This is a genomic window from Brevundimonas sp. P2_A6, from assembly GCF_056404975.1.
The window spans coordinates 158896-181375 of sequence record NZ_JBFUCZ010000005.1; the positions used below are offsets into that span (position 1 = coordinate 158896).

13 protein-coding genes and 1 pseudogene are annotated in these 22480 nt (G+C 65.8%); 3 read left to right on the forward strand and 11 right to left on the reverse strand.

Translation table 11 applies throughout. The features are described 5' to 3' along the window. Positions 1-3: 3 nt before the first annotated feature. Positions 4-912, forward strand: a complete 909-nt coding sequence (locus tag AC1DW4_RS12980; protein WP_477017701.1) for an alpha/beta hydrolase — start codon at positions 4-6, stop codon at positions 910-912. Between the two features lie 3 nt (positions 913-915). Here AC1DW4_RS12980 and AC1DW4_RS12985 read toward each other — a convergent pair whose 3' ends face one another. The 3 genes from AC1DW4_RS12985 to AC1DW4_RS12995 form a co-directional block, all read right to left on the reverse strand. Then, positions 916-2259 (reverse strand): MFS transporter, encoded by a 1344-nt coding sequence (locus AC1DW4_RS12985; RefSeq protein ID WP_477017685.1) that lies wholly within the window; start codon positions 2257-2259, stop codon positions 916-918. Between the two features lie 120 nt (positions 2260-2379). Further along, on the reverse strand, positions 2380-3387 hold the full coding sequence (locus tag AC1DW4_RS12990) for an alpha/beta hydrolase (protein ID WP_477017686.1): 1008 nt from the start codon (positions 3385-3387) through the stop codon (positions 2380-2382). 28 nt (positions 3388-3415) lie between these two features. Next, positions 3416-4378, reverse strand: coding sequence for an alpha/beta hydrolase (locus tag AC1DW4_RS12995; protein ID WP_477017687.1), 963 nt, complete (start codon positions 4376-4378; stop codon positions 3416-3418). A gap of 347 nt (positions 4379-4725) precedes the next feature. Between AC1DW4_RS12995 and AC1DW4_RS13000 the strand changes: the two genes are divergently transcribed. Next, entirely contained in the window at positions 4726-5715 is a 990-nt protein-coding gene (locus AC1DW4_RS13000; RefSeq protein WP_477017688.1) for a LacI family DNA-binding transcriptional regulator, read from the forward strand. 328 nt (positions 5716-6043) lie between these two features. Here AC1DW4_RS13000 and AC1DW4_RS13005 read toward each other — a convergent pair whose 3' ends face one another. The 8 genes and pseudogenes from AC1DW4_RS13005 to AC1DW4_RS13040 form a co-directional block, all read right to left on the reverse strand. Beyond that, a complete protein-coding gene (locus AC1DW4_RS13005) occupies positions 6044-6691 on the reverse strand; it encodes a ShlB/FhaC/HecB family protein (protein ID WP_477017689.1) in 648 nt (215 codons plus the stop codon). A 189-nt stretch (positions 6692-6880) separates the two neighbouring features. Continuing rightward, positions 6881-7333: a ShlB/FhaC/HecB family hemolysin secretion/activation protein gene (locus tag AC1DW4_RS13010; RefSeq protein WP_477017690.1), complete on the reverse strand. Its 453-nt coding sequence runs from the start codon at positions 7331-7333 to the stop codon at positions 6881-6883. 50 nt (positions 7334-7383) lie between these two features. Further along, positions 7384-7638 (reverse strand): annotated as a pseudogene (locus AC1DW4_RS13015) (hypothetical protein); the annotation flags it as partial. A 328-nt stretch (positions 7639-7966) separates the two neighbouring features. After that, a complete protein-coding gene (locus AC1DW4_RS13020) occupies positions 7967-9670 on the reverse strand; it encodes a ShlB/FhaC/HecB family hemolysin secretion/activation protein (RefSeq protein ID WP_477017691.1) in 1704 nt (567 codons plus the stop codon). Then, positions 9670-16473: a YDG domain-containing protein gene (locus AC1DW4_RS13025; protein ID WP_477017692.1), complete on the reverse strand. Its 6804-nt coding sequence runs from the start codon at positions 16471-16473 to the stop codon at positions 9670-9672. The genes AC1DW4_RS13020 and AC1DW4_RS13025 overlap by 1 nt, the downstream gene beginning before the upstream one ends. Positions 16474-16556: 83 nt before the next feature. Then, entirely contained in the window at positions 16557-17585 is a 1029-nt protein-coding gene (locus tag AC1DW4_RS13030; RefSeq protein WP_477017693.1) for an AraC family transcriptional regulator, read from the reverse strand. 458 nt (positions 17586-18043) lie between these two features. Beyond that, positions 18044-19396 carry a sigma-54-dependent transcriptional regulator gene (locus AC1DW4_RS13035; RefSeq protein ID WP_477017702.1) on the reverse strand — a complete coding sequence of 451 codons (1353 nt, stop codon included), beginning with the start codon at positions 19394-19396 and terminating at the stop codon, positions 18044-18046. Then, positions 19396-21132, reverse strand: coding sequence for a sensor histidine kinase (locus AC1DW4_RS13040; RefSeq protein WP_477017694.1), 1737 nt, complete (start codon positions 21130-21132; stop codon positions 19396-19398). The genes AC1DW4_RS13035 and AC1DW4_RS13040 overlap by 1 nt, the downstream gene beginning before the upstream one ends. A gap of 319 nt (positions 21133-21451) precedes the next feature. On the opposite strand from AC1DW4_RS13040, the gene AC1DW4_RS13045 reads away from it, so the two are divergent. After that, a partial coding sequence (locus AC1DW4_RS13045) for a cation:dicarboxylate symporter family transporter (RefSeq protein ID WP_477017695.1) occupies positions 21452-22480 on the forward strand: 1029 nt, incomplete at its 3' end.

Sequence of the window (22480 nt, forward strand, 5' to 3'; positions counted from 1 at the left end):
ACGATGCCTGTCGACGCTCACGGCCGCCTCGATTTCGAGCCGATTCCCGCGCCGTCTGGACGCGGCGCGCTGCATCTGAAGCCTGCAAGCACGGTCGAGGGCGTGCAGATCCCCGACATCTTTGTCTGGGTTCCCGACGGCGCGACGCCCGACGGGCGCTACCCCGTGATCTACGCCCAGGATGGCCAGACGCTGTTCGAGGCCCACCGCGTCGCCTTCGGAGTGGCCTGGGAGTTCGATCACTGTGCCTCACGACTGGCCGATGAGGGGCTGATCCCACCCGTGATCGTGGTCGGTGTGGCGAGCACCGATGACCGGCTGCTGGACTATGCGCCCATGCATATCCTCTCGCCTCTCGGCGAGGAGTCGCGCCGAAGGGTCGAAGACCGCCATGGCGGCAGGGGGCGATCCGGGGCCTATGCGCAATGCCTTGTGGAGACCGTCAAGCCGATGATCGATCGGCACTTTCCTACACGGCCCGCCCAGGACCAGACCTTCGTCGTCGGAGCGTCCATGGGGGGCGTAGCGGCAGCCGAATGCCTTGCTCTCTACCCGAAGACCTTTGGCGGAATGGCGGCACTATCGGGGCACTTCAGCCTGTTGCCACTGGATGACGACCCGCCGCCTTCGGCCGCCTTTTCCTCCGACGTCACGCAGGCTCTGAACGGCTTTGTCAGACATAACCTGCCTGCGGCGGGTGCGCATCGGATCTGGCTGGATCGGAGCGAACTCGGCCTAGACCAGCACTACGGTCCGGTGCACCTGACGATCGAGACCGCTCTGAAGGATCGAGGCTACACGATCGGCGAGGATCTCATGTGCCGCCTTTATCGGGGCGTAGGGCATGACGAAGGGGCGTGGCGAGCCCGGCTTTCCGATGTTCTGACTTTCCTTCTGGGCCGCCTGTCCTGACGCTCAGGCGGACGGCACAGGGGCGACAGACCGAGCAGCCTCGCCGCTGTCCCGTACCCAAAGCACGCAGGCACCAGCGATCGCCATCAGCACCCCGGCCAGCATCAGGGCGTTGCGAGGATCGCCTCCCAGCAGGCTGTCGAAATAGAGCGGCATTGTCACGGCGTTCAGCAGCATTGGAATGACGATCATCATGTTGAAGATCCCCATGTAGACGCCTGTTCTCTCTGGCGGGATCGTCCGAGCCAGGATGATGTAGGGATTGCCCATGATGCTGGCCCAGCCCAGGCCCACCCCGATCGCGGGCAGGAACAGCCAGCTTTTGTCGGCGATGTGAGGGATGGCGAACATCCCCGCCCCGGCCGCGATCAGACAGACTGCATGCGTCATGGCGGGTCCCGCCTTGCGCGCCCACGGCACCATGGCCAAAGCCGCCACGAAGGCGACGCCGTTGTAGAAACCACCGATGTCGCCGTTGTCGAGCACCGCCTTGCGGAAACCGTCGGACACGGCATTGGTCTCGTTGTAGACCGAGCGTGCGATCGAATAGACGACGTAGTTCCAGTAGGTAAACATCGCGTACCACTGGAACAGGCTCATCAGAGCCAGCTTGCGCATCACCACCGGCATGGCGACGATGGCGTGCCAGATTTCCATGATCGTGGCACCGGCTGTCGTCCGCAGGGATTTGATCCGTGCCCACTCCGCTTCCGACAGTGGCAGCTCGGGCACGCGGAAGATCGACCAGAGGATGGTCGTCAGCGACAGCACCGCGCCGATCGTGAACGCCGCCCGCGTGATGACCGGAATATTGTGGGCATCGACGGCGTTCGGATCAAAGCCCAGCGCGTTCACCAGGAAGGTTGGCGACAGATAGGCGAGCATCTGCCCCAGTCCGGTGAAGGCGCTCTGGGACAAAAAGCCGAACCGGCGCTGATCATCTGCCAACCGGTCGCTGACGTAGGCGCGATAGGGTTCCATCGTGATGTTGTTGCCGGCGTCCAGGATCCACAGAAGGCTGACCGCCGCCAGGATCGTGGGGCTGAGGGGCATGAAGAACAGTCCAAGCGAACACAGCACGGCCCCTACGATGAAATACGGTGTGCGGCGGCCCCAGCGCGAAGACGTCCGGTCGCTCATGGCACCGATCAAAGGCTGGATCAGCAGTCCGGTCAGCGGGCCGGCCAGTTGCAGAAGCGGGATATTGGCGACGTCGGCCCCGAGATACGAGTAAATCGGCGACATGTTGGCCTGCTGCAGGCCAAAGCTGAACTGCAGCCCCAGAAAGCCCAGGTTCATCTCGATGATGCGCAGCCACGGCAGATGCGGCTTGTTCGACACGTTCATCCCGGCGTTTCCCATGGCACCTTTGGCGGTGCCTATTCGAGCTTGCGCAATCACTGTGCAAACGATTGCATGGCGGACCTTAAGGGACTTTTCGAATGACGCAATCCCGATGCGCAGCCCTCAGATCGAGGGCCGTGCGTCCAGGGCCCGGGCCAGCCAGAGGTCGAACAGATCCAGCCAGTGACCGCCGGAGGCATTGGTCGGGCCGAGGCCGAAGCCGTGGCCTCCCTCCTGAAACAGATGCGCCTCAGGCTTCACACTCGCCTGTCTCAGTGCGGCGAGCATCATCAGGGTGTTCTCGGGGGGCACGGCTGTGTCGTCCAGAGCATGAACCAGGAAGGTCGGTGGTGTGTCGGCCGTGACGTGCGACGCTGGTGAGCGTCGTGCCAGAACAGCCGGATGGGGCGTCGCCCCCAACAGCGACAATGCCGACTGCGGGTTGGTATAGGGTGCTTCAAGCGTGATCACCGGATAGATCAGGCCGACGGCGGATGGCCGGGCGTCCTGACGATCGACGTCATCGCGCGGCTCATAGACAGATTCACCGTAACCGGTGGCCAGCGACGCGGCGAGGTGGCCGCCGGCCGAATACCCCAGCACGGCGACGCGGTTGGCCTGATAACCCAGACGGTCCGCATTCGCCCGGATCAGCCGCAGCGCCCGCTGCGCATCCTGCAGCGGCACGTCCCAACCGGCAGTCCAGCCCTCCGCCGGGAGGCGGTGAATCAGCACGAAGGTTGTGTAGCCGAGTGCGGCCAGCGCCTCCGCCGTCGCCGTGCCTTCGTGGGTACCAACGACGAAGGTATAGGCCCCGCCCGGGATGACCATGACCGCACAGCCGTTGCTGGTCTGAGGGCGAAAGACGTGCAGGGTCGGCCGCTCGACATTGCGGAAGAAGACGGACGGAAAATCGGGGGGCACCGGCTGCGCCTGAAACGGTCCGTTCGGAGCATCTCCGGTCCACAGGTGCATGACCTCCGCCGACGACCAACTGGGCGGCAGAGGATCGAGCGCGGGTCGCATCGCGAGGGGTGCCTGCTGGGCTCGCGCAGCCGTCAGCGGCAGGACGGCGGCGATCGCGCCGAGCAGAAGCCGGCGCGAGAGGACGGCGGCGCGGGAAAAGATCATCAGGATACGGCCTTTGCGAGCGTCATCATCACGCGGAGGCGAAAGCATTGGCCAGCGCCGCCTTCCAGGCCGCCGTGAACGACTGCGAGACACGCGCCTCGGGAACCACGAAATCGAACGCATGGAAGGCACCGGGCACAACCCGCAGTTCGGTCGCGACGCCCGCCTTCACGAGGCGCTTTGCATAGGCCATGTCCTCATCCACGAACAGATCGACGGCACCCACCCCGATGAATGTTGGCGGTAAGCCGGCCAGGTTCTCGACCCGCGCCGGAACGGAGCCCGACGGTGGGGTTCCGCGTGCCGTCTCGCCGCCCAGAAAGGCGCTCCAGCCAAAGGCATTGGCATCAGCGGACCAGCCGACCTGGCCGATCGCGCCGGTCGGCCTCTGCATGCTGCCGGTCCGGTCATCGAGCATAGGATAGATCAGTAGCTGAAAGCAGAGCGGGATTTCGCCTCTGTCCCGCGCCAGCAAGGCCAGCATCGCGGCAAGACCGCCCCCCGCGCTCTCGCCCATCACGGCGATGCGTCGCCGATCCACGCCCAGGTCTTCGGCCTTATCATGCATCCACTTCAGCGCGGCGTAGATGTCCTCCACCGGGCCGGGATAGGGGGTTTCCGGGGCGCGCCGGTAGTCCACGTTAAGAACGACGCAGTCGAACTCCGCAGCCAGCATCTGACAGAAGGCTGTGGAATGGGCCGCGGTGCCGGACACCAAGCCGCCGCCGTGCATGTGGACGATCGCGGGGCGGGCCGCTCCTGTCTTGGTGCGACCGATGACCTGCACCGGGACATCAGGGTCGCCAGGTCCGCCGGGTATTCGCACGGTCTCTGGTTGTGGTGACGGGGCTTCCAGTGCGGGCGGTACCGGCCACATCGTGCGAATCTGGGCGATCGTGGCGAGGGTGAGAGGCTGCGCGGGCTCAGCCATGATCTGACGAGCGGCATCCCGCAACTCTGCATCGACCGCCAGCAAAGGATCGCTCTCCACCTGAGCACTCCGAGTTGGACGACCCGTGCCGTTCGACGAGCCTCTCAATGGCTTCAGCCTCACCTAACCGCTCTCCATGCATCGACGTGCAATCGATTGCAGAACTCTATCGTCTTTACCGCTCTGATCAAGCGCTCCGCGTTATCGTCTCGGGCAAGGACCCTGATCAGCCGAAGAGGTCGAGTTTGGAATCGATCGGTATAAGCCTGCGCCTGCGTCACGACGTCGAAGCCCGCTTCGGATCCTGCAGCCTTGCAGGTTGCGGTAGGGGCTCAGTCGGCTATTGAAAGGGCATGCGTAGCCGCCAGCCCGCCACGCCCGGATCGACGTCCGGCACGCCCCTAAAGATGACGGACATCGCCCGTCTAGCGGGGGTCGCGACCTCCACCGTGTCACGCGCGCTGGCTGAAAGTCCGATGATCCCGCTTGAGACGCGGCGAGAGATACAGCGGATTGCAGCCGAACATGGCTATGTAATCAACCTCAGCGCCCAGCGCCTTCGATCCAATCGCACCCGGACGATATGCGTGGCGATCCCGCTTGGCCATGAAGCGGATCAGATGATCTCTGACCCGTTCTTTTTGCAGCTGTTCGGCCATATCGCCGACGAGGTTTCCGCACGCCATTACGATGTGCTTCTATCGCGCATCCCGTCGCCCAAGCCCGGCTGGCTGACCCGCCACGTCCAGTCACAGAAGGCCGATGGCTACATCATCGTAGGTCAGAGCGACCAGCACCATGAGATTAATAAGGCCGCCAAGACCTTCCTGCCCCTCGTCGTATGGGGAGCGCACGTGCCGGATCAGACTTATTGCTCGGTTGGATCGGACAATGTCGAAGGGGCGCGCGCGGCGGTCGATAGCCTGCTCGCAGCGGGGCGTCGGCGTATTGTTTTCCTCGGCGCGGCGGAATTGCCCGAAATCGAAATGAGGTTGAAGGGCTATCAGCTGGCGCTGACCCAGGCGGGAATCGCTATCGACGATGCGCTCATCCGGCCTGCCCATTTTACGGGGGACACCGCATTGGCCGCTGTTCAGGCCCTGATCCGCGAAGGTATCGCATTCGACGCCATATTCGCCGCGTCGGACGTTATCGCGCTCGGTGCGCTCCGCGCCCTTCAGGCTAGCCAGGTCGCCGTGCCCGATGATGTATCGGTGATCGGGTTCGACGATCTGCCGCTGGCAGAACATGCCCACCCGCGCCTCACCACCATCCAGCAGGACCTCCGACGGGGGGCGGCCACCCTGGTCGAGTTCCTGTTTCGCAGATTGAATGGAGAAGTCACGCCATCGGCTATTTTGCCAGTGACGATCGTAAGGCGTGACTCTTCCTTCTGACAGCCGGCCTGTGTCGATGGCTCCTGCACGACAACTTCGGCCTAAACCCCTGTCCCCCATCGCCTTCGTATCGTCAGTGGAGACGGGTTAGCGTTGGACTGACAGCACCGCCACCGTCTAGTGCACTGTCATATATAGTGTGCTGGCCGGATTTATCGTCGGGATAACCCGATGTTTTCGCGCACAATCTCCACCGAAATCCCTGGCGGGTGTTGGCCCAGGGGCGCCTCTACCTGCCCCGCTTCCGGGACCAGGTCTTCGTCCATGAACCCGGCGACTTCACCGGATACGCCGTCCGTGCTGCTGCTCCACAGAGTTTGAGCGAAAGCTAGTACCGCAACGTCAGCGATGCCGAGATCCAGTTGCGGTCTGCGAATGTCTGTTCGCTCTCGACGTGCGACCACTCCAGCCGGCCGAACATGGACGTGCGCCCGGCGGTCGCGGCCTCGAACCGCACCCCAGCCCCGATCGCGCCGGTGTCGGTCTGCTCGCGTTCGCCGACGAGCGGCGTCTTGAGCCAGGTTCGTCCGGCGGCGCTGAACACATAGGGCAGGAGCGCGGCGCGGCCGAGTGTGACGCTGCGTCGTACCTCGATGCGACCGGCGAAGGTGTCGTCACCCACGAGCGAGCCCGCCGGCGGGCCGGAGACGAGATCGCTGGAGGCGATATTGCCCTGTTCCGAGCGCAGCAGCGGATCGCCGAAGCCCGTCTGCCCGCGCAGGATGCTCTGGGCGGAGAAGGCGCCGCCGAGCGGCATGAGGACGCTGAGGCCTCCCTGGAGACGTGTGAACTCCGCATCAGCCCCGAAGCGTGAGAGAGGCCGGAAGGCGGTCGCGTCGTCGATGGAGCGCGCCCCGAACCCGTCGAACCCTTGCGAGACCTCCAGTTCGTAGCCTACCCGTCCGTCCAGGATGATGGGCTCGGAGCCGTCGATGCCCAGCCGGGCCACGCGGGTCCGGTCGGTGAACAGGGGCACGGGGAACCCCAGGATGCCCGTGGTCTGTTGCTCCTCCGACGCATCGAAGGTGAGCCGGAGGTTCTGCGATCGGACGCGCGAGCGCACGGTCGCCAGGCTGACGAAGGCCCCGGCCCGGGTGAACTCGCTCTGCAGGACGAGAGGCGCGCTGCTGCCTTGCGGAGCGGATGCGCTGTAGGCGTACTCCCCTCAAAGGCTCAGGCCGTCCCGCCCGATCGGGAGTTCCGCGTAGATCGAGGCATAGCGACGAAGCGTGTCGTCCGACCAGGAGACATCTTCGGGTGAAACGGCGGCGCTCACGATGATGCGCTCTCCCAGACCGAGGAGACTGTTGAAGGCGACCGACCCCGTCGCCTGCTCGCGCCCCAAGTCTTCGCTGAGGCCGTTGTCGATCGCGAGGGCGACCTGCACCGGCCGGTGTTCGCCCCCGATGATCAGGACCGTGCCGCCGGTCCGGGTGCCGGGACTGAGGGCGGATTCCAGAGCCACCCCGGCCGTCTCGCCGGCGAGCAGCAGCCGGCGTTCGAACTCGGTGGCGCGCAGCGGCCGGCGATCGAGGAGAGGGGCGAGCACGCTCTGGACCCGGCCGCGGACGGCGCGCGGCAAGCCATCCACATCGATCCGTTCGACGAAGCCGGACACGACGAGGATCCGGACGATGCCGGTCTCTCGCTCGAGATCCTGGGGGGGACCACGACCCGGACCAGCGGATAGCCGGCGCTCAGATAGGCGGCCTGCAAGCCGGCGGCGTAGTCGTAGACGTCGGCGACCGAGACCTCTGAACCGCTTCGTGCAGAAGCCCGAGGACATGGCCGCGCAGGCTCTTTCCCCAGCCACGACCACGAAGCGCGAGCCCTTCGGCCGACGTTGCGAGTTGGGCGCGCGAGGTAACTGATCGAGACATTCGATGGCTCCAGTAGGCCGACGACGAAGTCACGGCCTATGATTTACAGGACGCAGAAGCCGCTGGGTTCCCCCCCTTTGGCCCCCTGTGCGTAAGAAGGGTGCTTCAAGGGGCGAGCGCGCACATGTCGCCTGACGCCGCGTGGCCAAGATTCACCGGATGCACGAAAAATGTTCGCAAACAACGCTTTATCTGACGAACGCTTTATCTGACGGCTGAAGTCGGCTGCGCCGAAATATCCTTCCCTTCTCGCGTCAGGCGGCCGGATCGCCGCCATCGAAGCCTCGCCTGCCTGGCCCGACGTCCAGTTGCCTCCCTCTCCGTGCCTGGCGCCAATCCACGAAACCGATACCGTGCTGAGCTGCCGATCGTCAGAACGCTGCGGTCAGTCGGACGTCGGTTCGCCAGTCGCCGGATTGGGTGTCGATGGCGTCGTTGAGGGCGTAGCCGGCGGTGGTGGACAGGGTGGCGCGGTCGAACAGGCGGATATCGACGCCCACGCCGACCGAGACCGGCGTAATGTCGTCCCCGGTGAACTCGTCCTTCCCATAGGCGGCGTCGACAAAGCCGAAGGGCGAGACAAGGGCCGGTCCATAGGTCTGGCTGATGGCGGCGACACGCAGCTCGTTGCGCACGACCAGACCGGTATCATAGGCCCCGTCGTCCAGGCTGTAGCCCCGGGCCAGGCTCATGCCACCGACGCCCAGCCGCTCGCTTTCAGGCAGGGGATCGCCCGAGATCTGGCCGAAGATCTGGGTGACCAGGCCGATACCCTGGCCCAGACGGGTGACGCGGTCGTAGCCACCGCGCAGATAGACGTAGTCGGCTTGCGTGACCCGGCCCGAGGTATAGGCCGCGAAATCCGCGTCCTCGCTGTCCGACCCGATGCCGCCGGGGCTGTAATGGACGCTGGCGTTGATCGCGTGACGTCCCAGCCGGTCGCTGGCGGACAGGGCCCAGCCGGCGTAGAGCTGATAGACGTTCAGGGGCTGATCCAGGACCAGAACCGGGCCGAAATAGACCTCGCGGCTTTGCTCCTTGTATTCCAGGCCGAACGAGACGTCTCCGCGCAGGGCGCTGAAGTTGGACAGGGCCCCGACATAGCCGCCGCTGATCTCCAGGGTCTTCTGGGTGACGTCGAAGGCGGCGACGGCGGCGTTGCTCTCCACCTGGCTGACGTTCAGCTCGAAGGCCTGGCGGGCACCGAAGGGCACGAACAGATTGGCCGCGTGGCTGACGTAGTTGGGGGTGTCGTCAAAGGCCTCGTCGCCACCGGTGAACTGATAGGACACGACCGCGTCCGATCCGATCAGGGCGCTGACGCCCGCGAAATACCGGTCCCGACCGGTCGAGGGGGTTCCCGCGTTGGAATAGCCGCCATAGACGCGGAACGGACGGCTCTCGCTCGCAACCAGTCTCAGGTCGCTCTCTCCGGCCTGGTCGCCGGGGCTGAACACCGCCTCGACGTTGCGGAACGGGTTGCGGTTGAGCCAGTCCAGATCCTCGGCCAGGTCATCGCCATTGATCGGCTGACCCGACGTGACGCGCACGCGGTTCCGGATGGAGGTCGGGTCGGTGCGGGTTGTTCCCTGGACGTTGACATCACCAAGGACGAACTCCACCACGCGCACCTGCAGCACGCCTGAGGTGACCTCCTGCGGCGGGGTGCTCAGCGAGACGAAGGGATAGCCGTTGGCGCGGTAGAACCGGGCGATGGTCGCCTCGATCTCGGCGATCAGCTGGCGCGACAGGGGGCGACCCAGATAGGGGGCCAACGCTCCTCGACCGGCCTCGGTGTTCATGCGCGCGACAGCCGAAGTGTCGATCCCGGCGGTCGGTCCGGTTCGCACGGGCGACGCCGTGTCCAGAAGGACGATGCCGCTGAGCGCCGGACCGATCGGCGTGTCATCCTCGTCGGCGGCGATGGCGTTGGCTCCGACCAGAGGTTGGCTGGAGGTCGGCGACGGCGGCAGGTTGCGCTCCACCACCTGGGCGTGGGCGGCCAGGGCGCTGGTCGAGCCGAGAAGCGCCGTCACCCCGAAGGTGACGGCGCGCACAGTGTTCAGAGTACGCATCAGCGCGAGAAACCTTCAAAGCGGATGGAGGCGGACGTGAAGCCGCTCGTGGGATAAGGGGCGACCGGGCAGATCTGATCGGAGGGGCAGAGTTGATCCAGCGACGCCTCGCCTTCGCCGTCGGCCTCCAGCGACGCCTCCTCGACGAAGCCCAGACCCGGGGTTGATCCGGTGACGTCCGCCTGGACCCCGCCCGATACGACGCCCGCGCCCGATCCGTCCGAAACCGGAATGACGGGGAACAGGCTGTCGTCGATCGGCGGGATGCCCAGGTTGATCGTGAAGGTCGCGCCGTTGAAGGTGACCGAATAGTTCGTCCCCGCGCTCAGCGTGCCCTGGTTGATCGCATAGGTGCCGACCGCCTCCCCCGGAGCCCGCGACAGGGCACCGGTCAGGCTGTCACCCTGGACCAGCGAGCCCGTGGTGATGGACGAGGTCAGAGCCGGGTCGGCGTCGTTTCGGTTCTTCTCCTTGGCGTCGGCGGTGATGGTGATGCCCCGCGGCGTGATGGTGCCGATGGCACCGGACGCTGTGGTGGAGGCCAGCACATAGTTGCCTGCTCCGGTCCCGCTGAGAGCCAGACCCGTCGATGTGACCGTCTTGCCGGTCCCCGCGTTGGCGTCGGCATAGCTGCCCACCGTCGGGTTGTTCAGCGTGACCGTGTCGCCCGCGACGACGCCCGACAGGCTGTAGTTCGAGCCCGCCAGGGTCGCCGTGGTCGTACCGTCATAGGTGCGCGACGTGGTGCCGGTCAGGGCAGCCGTCAGGACCTTGGCGTTGATCGTGCCGATCGCCCCGCTGGCCAAGTCGTTGACCGTGTAGTTGGCGGCGGACGCCCCCGTCAGGGCCAGGCCGTTGACGCTGACCGTCTTGCCGCTCCCCGCGTTGGCGTCGGCATAGCTGCCTACCGTCGGATTGTTCAGCGTGACCGTGTCGCCCGCGACGACACCCGACAGGCTGTAGTTCGAGCCCGCCAGAGACGCCGTGGTCGTACCGTCATAGGTGCGCGACGTGGCGCCGGTCAGGGCAGCGGTCAGGACCTTGGCGTTGATCGTGCCGATCGCCCCGGTGGCCGAGCCGTTGACCGTGTAGTTGGCGGCGGACGCCCCCGTCAGGGCCAGGCCGTTGACGCTGACCGTCTTGCCGGTCCCCGCGTTGGCGTCGGCATAGCTGCCCACCGTCGGATTGTTCAGCGTGACCGTGTCGCCCGCGACGACACCCGACAGGCTGTAGTTCGAGCCCGCCAGAGACGCCGTGGTCGTGCCGTCATAGGTGCGCGACGTGGTGCCGGTCAGGGCAGCGGTCAGGACCTTGGCGTTGATCGTGCCGATCGCCCCGCTGGCCGAGCCGTTGACCGTGTAGTTGGCGGCGGACGCCCCCGTCAGGGCCAGGCCGTTGACGCTGACCGTCTTGCCGGTCCCCGCATTGGCGTCGGCATAGCTGCCCACCGTCGGATTGTTCAGCGTGACCGTGTCGCCCGCGACGACACCCGACAGGCTGTAGTTCGAGCCCGCGAGCGCCGCCGTGGTCGTGCCGTCATAGGTGCGCGACGTGGTGCCGGTCAGGGCGGCGGTCAGGACCTTGGCGTTGATCGTGCCGATCGCCCCGCTGGCCGAGTCGTTGACGGTATAGTTGCCAGCGGAGGCTCCGGTCAGAGCCAGCCCAGTAGCCGTCACAGTCAGGCCCGTTCCAACGTTGGGGCTGGCATAGGTGCCTGTGGTCGGGCTGTTCAGCGCCACGCTATCGCCCGCCAGAACGCCCGCCAGGGCATAGTTCCCTGCCAGCAGCGCCGCCGTGGTCGTGGCGTCATAGGTGCGGCTGGTCGTGCCGGTCAGAGTGGCCTGCAACTCGCGCCGGGCCACCGTGCCGATGTTGGCTGTGACCGAGGTCGAGGCCAATGCGTAGTTGCCGGCACCCGATCCTGACAGCGTCAGACCGGTCGCGGTGACCGCCTTGGACGTTCCGGCGTTGGCGTCGGCATAGGTCGCGCCGCCCGCACCCAACGTGACCGTATCGCCGCTGACGACGCCGGTCAGGGCCAGGTTCGATCCAGCCAGCGTCGCCGTGGTCGTGGCGTCATAGACCTTGCTGACCGGACCACTGAGCAGGGCGGTCAGGATGGCGCGGTCGATCTGGCCGATGGACCCGGACACCAAGGTCGAGGCCAGCACATAGTTGCCGGCTCCGGCTCCACCCAGACCCACGGTCGCCGTCACGGTCTTGCCCGTGCCCGCATCGCGCGTGTCGTAGCTGGCCGAGGTCGCGGCCGCCGTAACGGCCTCGCTGCCATAGACGCCCGTCAGGCCGACCGTCAGATTGGTGATCGGGGCCGCTGTGGTGCCGTCGTAGGTCCGCCGCGCCGTGCCGCCCAGGCTGGCCGTGACGGTCGCGGGCGTGATCGAGCCCGCGCCCGTCAGGGTCGAGGTGGCGAGCACATAGTTGGAAGCGCCGGTGCCGTTCAGCACCAGGTTGGAGGCCGTCACGGTGTTGGCGTCCCGGACGTTGGCCGAGTTGAACGTGCCCGTGCCGCTGCCGGTGACCGTGTCGCCGTTGACGAGGCCGGTCAGGGTGAAGTTCGTGCCGCCCAAGGCGATCGCGGTCGTCGCGTCATAGGCCCGGGTGATCCCGGCGTTCAGCATCGCCGTCAGGGTGCGTGGGGTGACGGTCAGGTCGGCCAGGCGGATCACGCGATAGGCGCCGCCGCCCTGACGCTCTGCCGATCCGCCCGTGACCGTGGCGGCATAGGCGCCCACGTTGGTCGTGCCGGTGACGCTGGTTGAGGCGATCGCGTCGCGGGTGACCGTGTCGCCGTAGCGGAAATCGCCACGATAGGTCAGGCTGAAGGCACCAGGCGTGTCGCCATAGACGCTGGTGTTGCCGCGTCCGTCGACCAACAGGATGTTGTTGGCGCGGTACAGTTCGGCGAAATGGGAGACGCCGTCGCTGGACGCGGACGCGTCGCTGGCCGGGGCCCAGATCGTGTTGAAGTCGAAGCCCCGCCCATAGACCGCGGCCAGGGTGGTGGCATCCTGCAGCTGGGTACTGGTGAAGCCTGCGACATCGGTCTCGGTGAAGATGGCACCCGCGCCGCTCAAGCCCAGCGTCATCCCCGGCAGGAGGCCGCCGGTGCTGTAGCGTGCGCTGGTCAGGCTGACGTCTGTATTGTTGTTCTCTTCAGTCGCTCCAAGGAAGATGCCGCTTCTGGCGGATGCAGTGCCGAAGACGGCCGCCGTCAACAGTACGTTCCTGAAAGTGTTGGTCCCACCGGCGGTGCCGATCAGACCCCCAAGGCTAAGAAGGGCGCTCGCGCCGCGACCCGGGGCCACAGTTTGGGCGACGAGCCCGGAGACATAGCTGTCGCGAACGTCGGCCTGGTAGGCGGAACCGGCCAGGCCGCCGACATCGAGGCTACCGCCGAAGGAGACCCGGTCGAACCGGCCCGTCACCGTGCCCGCGAAGCCGGATCGGCTGAGTCGACTGTCCTGCAAGTACCCGAACAGGCCACCCACGTGTCCGTAACCGTTACCGAAGACTTCGGCGCTGCTGAACACGTCCTCGATCGTATTCACGACCCCATTGGCGGTGTCGCCATAGGTTTCGGCCGCGATGGAGCCAATCGCACCCTCCTGCTGACGGGTACCGTTGGAAATGCGCCCGCCGATCAGAGCGAAGTCGCGCAGCGTGGCCCCGGTCAGGCTTTGGAACAGGCCGACTGCGCTCAGGTTCCGATCGATGGTCAGGCCCGCGATCTGATGACCGTCGCCGTCCAGGATCCCGGTGAAGGTGCCATAGTTGTAGCCGATCGGCACGAAACCGCCGACCCCGAACACGGACCCGGCCAGCCCCTGGGTCTGGGCGGCGGAGAAATCACGGCCCAGCGTGTAGGATCCTGACAGGTTCAGGCTGACGAGCTGAAGCTGGTGGACGTTGTCGATCCGGCCGTCGGTGCGGATTTCCGAGGCCAGCATCGGGCGCAGGCCGTCGACCTGAACCCAGTCGGCACTGTTCCCAAACGCGTAACTATTGGGATTGAACGCCTGCGCGGTCGTCAGGCCTTGGACGTTGGTCTCCGTCGGGACGTAGAGGAACAGCGCGAACGAGTTGGTCCGGCCCGTCGTCTGGGTGTCGAAATACAGGTTCGTCAGCGACAGGGGGCCGAAGTTGGCGGCGACCAGGCCAGCCGCCGTCGGGCCATTGACCGGGCCGCTGGCATAGCCGTTGCTGATATCGCCGCTGGCGGAGGCTACGCCGATCAGACCCCCGGCATAGGTGCCGCCCGTGATCGCCCCGGTCGAGTAAACATTGTTGAAAACGCCATTGTTCATGTAGCCGACCAGGCCACCCGCAGCAAAGTTGCCCGTCACCGACCCGGTCGTATAGACCTCGGAAATCGTCCCCCCCGACATGTCGAGGAAGCCGATCAGTCCGCCGGCACTCCCGGCGCTGGTGACGGCCCCTTCCGCGTAGCCTCGGATCAGCCCCTGGTTCCCGTAGAACTGGCCCAGCAGCCCGCCTGCGTCGCCCGAGCTGGCATCGACGTCGCCGACGGCGAAGACGTCCGACAAGGCCGTCGAATCGGCCGTACCGATCAGGCCGCCGACCGCATAAGCCCCGTTGACCCGGCCCGTCCCATAGCTGTTCGCGACCGAGCCATAAGACGTTTGGCCGATCAGGCCCCCGACGTAAATGTTCCCCTGAACCGCCCCCGTGGCGCGACTGTCGTCAATCGACGAGGACAGGCTGCGGCCGATCAGGCCCCCGACACTTTCTCCCGATGTCACCGCACCGCTGGCGAACGCGCCTGTGACGACGGACTGGTCGGCGAGACCGACCAGACCACCGGCGATGCCGTAGCTGGCCTGGACATTGCCGCTGGCCCCGCTGTTGGTGATCGAGCCCACCCCCAGGTTCCCGACGAGGCCGCCCACAGTGCCGTTGCCGTAGACATCCCCCCTCGCCTGGCTGTTCGAGATGGTGACACCGTTTCCGCCCCCCACAAGGCCGCCGATGTCGCCACCAAAAGCAGTCACGGTCCCGAAGGACGTGCTGCTGTCGATAAAGGACGTGCCCAGAGCCAGGCCGACTAGGCCCCCGATGCGGTCGTAGCCCGAAAGCGCCGCGCTGGAGGTCGATCCCCGGATGGTGCCGTTGATAAACACACCGGCCAGCGACCCAACGTTCTCGTCTCCCTCAAACGATCCGCCGATCAGATGGACGTTCTGAATGGTCCCCTGCACGACATTGAAAAGGCCGACCGCATACACGCCCGAATGGGAAACGGTCAGGTTCGAGATCGAATGTCCCAAGCCGTCGAAGGTCTGCCCGGACGCAAGGTCGTTGTTGTAGCCAGCGGTCGACATGCCGGCGGCGTTGATGTCGCGACCGAGGGCATAGTTCGCCGTCGTCGACTCATTCATGCGCGCCAGGTCGGCATAGCTGTTGACCAGAGCGAAGGACTGGCTGGAGCCGGTGGTCAGCAGGGCGACTTCGCCCGCGTATGAGCTGAAGTTCGCATAACTGTAGTTGGTGTAGGCGGTGACGGTATTGGCCCCGAGGCTCGACGAAAACAGAGCCTGACCATTGCCGGTGCCCGTCTGGTCGGCGCGCACGATCAGCTGACCGGTGCCCGCGATGGAGCCATCCACGAAGACATTGGTGTGCGCCGACAGCGTCAGCTTGCGCGACAGCAGGTCCAGGTTGCTGCTGGACACCGTCAGGCTGCCCTCGCCCGGGGCGTAGGACGCCTTGTCGATCGTGCGGACGGTGATGTCGCCGCCGGTGCTGAAGGTGTTGTTGAAGATATTCGCGACCGTGTCGTCGATCGTGAAGGCCGCCGACTCCAGCAGCAGGTTCGAGGCCGTCACATCGCCACCGCTCAGGACCACGCTGTCGGCGGACATCACGACGCGGCTCGTGCCCATGCCATAGGGCGTGGCCGTGATCGTCGACTGCGTATCGATCGACCCGCCGCCGGTGTCGGTCAGGAAGATGCGGCCGCCGATCCTCTGCGTCGCCGTGGCGTTCAGGATCGTGGAGCTGTTGCCAGCGAGAGCATAGATGTTGCCGCCGTGGGTCCGGAGCTCGATGGCCGCCGCATTGACCGCGCCCGAGTTGTTCACCGACCCGCCCGCGCCGACCTCGACCAGGAACTTGCCGTCGTTGACCAGCGCATCACGCATCAACACCCGGTGACCGCCGATCAGGCCGACCGTGCCGTTTGCCGCCGTCAGTCCGCCATCACCGGCGGCGTTGTTGTTGTCGACCGTGTAGCCGATCAGGGCGATGTCGCCGCCCACCGCGCCGATGCTGCCAAAGTTGACCACGGCGGCGTTGCTGTTGCCGGAAAAGACCAGATCACCACCGGCCAGAAAGTTCGCGTCCGTCAGGTCCAGCGTCGAGGCGACGAAGGTGCCGCCGACGTTCACCGCCCCGCCCGAGCCGATGATGACGCCGTTGGGGTTGAGCAGATAGACACTGCCAGTGGCGGTCAGACCGCCGTTGATCTCGGACACCGAGGTGCCCGTGACCCGGTTCAGCGTCGCCCCCGTACCGTTGTTGAACCGCACCTCCTGGCTGCTGTTCACGGAAAAGCTGGTCCAGTTGATGATGGCCTTGTCGCTCGACTGCGAGATCGTCAGGCCGGCGGGAGTCTGGTTGTTAATGGTGGCGGTGCCGCTGACAACCGAGCCGCCTGTCGGCAGATAGGACGCGGACTGCGCGGCCGCGCCAGACGCCGCCATCATCACCGGCAACAGAGAAATGGCGAAGAGGGACTTGCGTTCGATCAGACGACGGGCGGACATGCGGGTGGACTCCGGAACAAACGCAAATTTTCCAGATCACCGCGTAATCCATTCCGGGGGGATTGCCGTAGAACGGCCGTATCTTAAATCGGCATCAGCGTTCCATCGCCCAACTCCGCCTGGAGCTGTCGATTTTGCGCAACCAGCGCGCGGTACTCCTTCGGTGTCATGCCGAACCGCTGCTTGAAAGCTCGGCTCAGATGCGAGGTGTCGCTGAAGCCCAGACGGTGGGCAAGGACACCAATAGGCTCGGCTCGCTCCACCTCGGCCAAGGCTGTCCGTGCGCGAGCCAGGCGCTCGGTCAGGATGTAGGACTGCACGCCGCCGTCCGCCTGGAACGCGCGGAACAGCCTGCCCCGCGATACCTGCAGCACTCGGCAAAGTTCCTCCACGCTGACGTCGCGGGCACCCAGACGATGGTCGATGGCCTCCACCGCGCGACGACGCAGGGCGTCCGCGAAAGGCGTTCGCTTTGGCCGGGCGGCCGCCAGCGCGACCCCCAGCATTTCCAGGAACACACGCCCCAACCCGTCGGCCTGATCCACGGTCAGATGTTCCAGCCCGTCGAGCACCTGATCCGCGAGGGCGAACATCAGCTTGGCTGAGGCTCCTTCCACCACGAGGCCATGCAGATCGTGCAGAGGGGCGAACCGTTCTTCGGCGACCGGCCTGGGAATGATGAAACCATAGGATTTGCTGGCTGTCGAAACATGCAAGGACGGCCGGGCCAAGTCGTGGAAATGAAAGGTCCCGGCCGGCTCATCAAAAGCCCGCCCGTCCATGTCCCCGTAAGCGCGCCCCTCGATCATCAGATTGACGACGATGGGATCGAAGTCGGATGTGCGGATATCCTGAAGGCGCCGCTCCCAGCGCATCGCGGTGATCTCCGTATAGACAAACGTCACCTGACCGAGCTGCGCCATATCCCAACGCGTATCGAACGGCTCGATTGGTTCGGTCTGATAAATGGGACGCGTGCGCGGCCAGTCCCGGCGATACCAGGCGGCGTATCGATCCTCAGGGTTCAGAGGACTGGTGGTGTAGTGAACAACCTGAATGTATTGCGCCGGCTGCAGGAGCGCCGCCCTGTCAACGGCATCATTCTCAGTCATCAAAATCGAACTCGTAAGGACGGCGGACCACTGGGACGTTTGAGCAAAACAAGCCCACTGAGTCCCTGAAACGGCAACCCTAAGGTATACAGTACAAATTTGTAGCTATCGGCGTTGTGTCGCATTTGCCGCAGACCGGACCGACCAGCCTTTCCAAAACAGCGGAACACAGGCCTGAAAAAGCCTGAACCGGTGAGTTTCGAAAAACAGCCTCAGCGGCTGTGTCAGCCCAAAACGGATTGGGGCGGTTGAGCCTGGCATCAGCCGTCGCGGCCCGGCTCGCTCCACACGTTTGCGTTAGACTGACAGCATCCTGCAGGGGTGGGTCCGACCGCCTGATCAGGACACCTGTCTTGGCCGAGGCTGGTGTCGTTGTGTCGCCGTCATGTTCACCCGCCTCCCGATGGGCGCCGAGGGCTGAGAGCCGTGACCGGGTCGACACCAAGCGGGCCGCAAAGTCAGTCGCCGTTCGGCTGTCGAAACGCCGCGGGGCGCAGGCCGTGGCGGCGGAACTTGTCGTAGAGTGTCTTGCGCGGAACCCTGAGCGCCTGCGTGATGGCGACCACGTCGCCCTGATGTCGACGCAGCGAGTCTTCGATCAACTCGCGTTCGAACCGATCCATGCGGTCGGCGAGGCCGCCGTCATCGGATGTGGCCCCGTCGTTCGCACCGGCTTCCAGGCCCAGACAGACCCGTTCGGCGAAATGCGCCAGTTCCCGGACGTTGCCGGGCCAGTCGTGATCCATGAGTACGCGCCGAACACGCGGCGTCATCGCCGGTGGCGTCAGCTGCCGCGCCGCTGCGGTGCGCGACAGGAAGTGCGCATACAGCAGGCTGACATCCTCGCGCCGCTCTCGCAGGGGCGGTACGACCAGTTTCAGAACGTTCAGGCGATAGAACAGATCGCCTCGAAAGGCACCGCACGCGACCGCGTCCTCGAGATCCGTTTTGGAGGACGCCAGAATACGCAGGTCCAGCGGCCGTGGCCGCTCGGCACCCACGGGCTGGATTTCGCGCTGCTCCACGACGCGAAGCAGCTTGATCTGGGCCCGTTCCGGCATGCTCTCGATCTCGTCGAGGAACAGGGTCCCGCGATGGCTTTGTTCGACCAGTCCGATGCGCCGGCGCAGGGCTCCGGGAAAGGCACCGGGCTCGTGACCGAACAGCTCTGTCTCGATCAGACCCTCCGGCAGAGCGCCGCAGTTGACGGCGACGAACGGATGGACCCTCCGCCGGCCGCTGTTGTGCAGGGCTTGGGCGACGACCTCCTTGCCTACGCCGGTCTCGCCTTCGATCAGGACGTCCATCCCCGCATCGGCGATCTGGTCGATGACCCCCCGCAGCCGGACGATAGAGGGACTCTCGCCGAGCAGGGCGAGCGACGCCTCCGGTGACGGCAGGGCCGCCGCGAGCGCTCGGTTGTCGAGGACGAGGCCTCGCTTTTCCAGCGCGCGATTGAGGGTGGTCTGCAGCCTTTCGAACGCGAAAGGCTTGGCGACGAAGTCATAGGCACCCTGGGCCAGGGCATCGACGGCCTCGGCGATGTCCCCGTGACCCGTGATCATCACGACGGGCAAGCCCTCGTCGATCGCCTGCACGCGAGACAGCAGTGCACGGCCATCGAGGCCCGGCATCCGCAGATCGGTGACGACCACGCCGGGAAAGTCCGGGCCGAGCCGCTTCAGCGCGGCTTCGGCCGATGCAAAGGCATGGACCTCATAGGCCTCGAGCGCGAGGCGTTCGTGCAGCGCTTCGCGAAAGTCGTCATCGTCGTCGATCAGGGCGACCGTTCTGGGACGGCAGAACTGCATCACGCCGGCCTCAGGGCGATCACGAAGTCCGCGCCCGTCCGGCCGTGCCGAAGGTTCAGCTCTCCGCCGAACCCGGCGATGATATCGCGACAGATGACCAGTCCCAATCCCAGGCCCTTGGTCTTGGTGGTGACGAAGGGCGTGAACAGGGCATCCGCGACCGACGGATCGACGCCGGGTCCGTTGTCGGAAATCGAAATCTCGACCCATTGCGCGCGGCGGGCCACGTCGATCACGACCTGAGGGTGCTCCACCGCGTGATCGACCATGGCCTCAAAGGCATTCTGGACCAGGTTGACGATAACCTGTTCCAGCCGGATCGGCTCGGCCATCACGCGAATGTCGCGCAGGCCGGTCCGGACAAGATCGACCATGCCCGCGCGAAGGCCGCCGCCCATCAGCAGCATGGCCCCATCGATCGCCTCGCAGGGATTGACCGGCGACACGCCCTTGCTGGACTTACGCGAGAAGGCCCGCAACTCGTCCGTGATCGTGCCGATCCGCTCGGTCAGATCGGCGACCCGCCCCAGGTTGCGCCGGACACCGTCGACGTCGCCCCGGTTCGAATAGGCCACCGCCGTCTCCGCATGGGTGCGGATCGCCGCCACGGGCTGATTGATCTCGTGAGCGACACCGGCGGCAATCTGCCCGAGGGTGGCCAGCTTGTTGGCCTGGACCAGTTCCTCGCGGAGAACTTCGCGGCTGGCCTCGGCGCGCCGGCGTTCGTCGATTTCCTCGCTCAGACGCGCGTTGGCGGACCGCAGTTCGATTGTACGCTCGTCGATGCGACTTTCCAGATCCGCGCGCGCCGCCTCCTCGGCGAGCGCTCTGGCCATGGCCTGCTGGCGGCGGCGCAGCAGTACGCCCGCACCGACCGCCAGAAGGGTCACCAGAAGACCGGCGACGGCGCGGGCACTGGCGACGTTGGCGACGATTGTCTCGCCGACCGGCCGGAGAAGATGCAGCGTCCAGCCAGGGGTGTCGGTGGCGGCCCGCGCGGCCATCCAGTCCTCCGCAGGACCATTGACGGCCACCCGAACCATCGCGTCGTCGGCGGCGGCGGGCGGGTTGAACGGCAGAGGGGCCAGGGACTGTCCGCTCAAGGTCTGGTCGGCCATGATCGAGCGTCGTTCGGCCTCCGTCAGGGGGCGGCTGCGGCGGAAGCGCCACTCCGGGATACTGGTGACGAGGACGACGCCGCGGGTATCGGTGACATAGGCGGGCTCCCCCGACCCCCGCCACTCCGCCTCCAGCGCGTCGAACTCCACCTTGACGACCACGACGCCCAGCGGGGCCGACGCCGAGCCGATGCGGCGCGCCAGATAGAGGCCCGGCCGACCGCTGACGGTGCCGAGCGCGAAGAACTCGGCCGAGCCGTCACGCATCGCCCCGCTGAAATAGGGTCGAAAGCCATAGTCGGATCCGACGAAGCTGGTCGGCTCTCGCCAGTTGCTCGCCGCCCGCGCCACGCCGCGCCTGTCCAGAACATAGATCGCGGCCGCGCGCGCCTGTTCGGACAGCGTCTGAAGCTTGGCGCTGACGGCCTCCGCCCTGGCGCGGTCGGGGTTGTCCAGCAAGGCGATCACGGCGGGATCCTGCGACAGGACGAGAGGAAACGACCGGTGCTTCTCCAGCTCGCTGCGCAGGACCGCGGCATGCAGCGCGGCCCCGGCCTCGGCCTGACGGGCCAGATCGGCCTGAGCACCCTGGCGCGCCACCTCTCCGGCGACTGTCATCGCCAAACCCGTGGAGGTCAGCCAACCGAGGATCAGCCCGACCCAGAGTGGCGATAATCGTGTCAGCCGCGCCAATCCCCTGAACTCCATGCCTCTCGTCGCCCTCATTCCACTATGCGGTTTTCCGCACAAACGCGCCATAGTGTGGTGTGGAAAACTGCACGGACCGATCCAACCGTATGCGCAGTATGTCTTGTTTTCAATGACTTGACCGATCCCCTACGTCGGCTTGTGCCCGATGCGATTGCGGGCACACTGGTCGACGGACACGGCGACAGACCGTGCAGGAAACGGCGGCCATGGTCGCGGGGGAGTACGGGTGATCCACGCGAGTGATCGAGTTCAAGCGACCGGCGTCAAGCGCGCCTGGTACGGTCATCTGTATGTTCAGGTGGTTGGCGCGATCGTGCTTGGGGGTCTGATCGGTCATTTCTTCCCGAGCTTCGGCGAGAGCCTGAAGCCGCTGGGTGACGGCTTCATCAAGCTGGTGAAGATGGTGATCGCGCCGGTGATCTTCCTGACCATCGTCACGGGCATCGCGGGGATGCGCGAYCTGGGGCGGGTCGGGCGGGTGGCGTTGAAGGCGTTCGGCTATTTCCTGGTGTTCTCGACCCTGGCCCTGATCGTGGGGCTGATCGTSGGCAATCTGATCCAGCCGGGKCGGGGGCTGAACATCGATCCGGCGACGCTGGATCCAGCGGCGGTGGCCCAGTATTCGACCGCCGCGCACGAGACGACGGTGATCGGCTTCCTGCTGGGCGTGATCCCGGACACCTTCGTCAGCGCCTTTTCGACCGGCAACATCCTGCAGGTGCTGTTCGTGTCGGTGATCTTCGGCATCGCCCTGGCCAGCGTGGGGGATGCGGGCCGGCCCGTGCTGAGCCTGCTGGAGGCCGTCTCGAGCGCCTTCTTCAAGCTGGTGGCCATCGTCATGAAGGCCGCGCCCATCGGAGCGTTCGGAGCCTTCGCCTTCACCATCGGGGCCTATGGCATCGCCACGATCGGCAATCTGATCGCCCTGATCGCCACCTTCTATCTGACCGCCGCCATCTTCGTGGTGGGGGTGCTGGGGCTGGTGGGGATCGCCAACGGTTTCTCGATCCTGAAGCTGATCCGCTATCTGAAGGAGGAGCTGCTGCTGGTCCTGGGCACCTCCTCGTCCGAAGCCGCGCTACCCAGCCTGCTGCAGAAGATGGAGCGGGCCGGAGCCTCCAAGTCCGTGGTCGGACTGGTCGTGCCGACCGGCTATTCGTTCAATCTGGACGGCACCAACATCTACATGACCATGGCGGCCCTGTTCATCGCCCAGGCGCTGAACATCGACCTGAGCCTGCAGGACCAGGTGCTG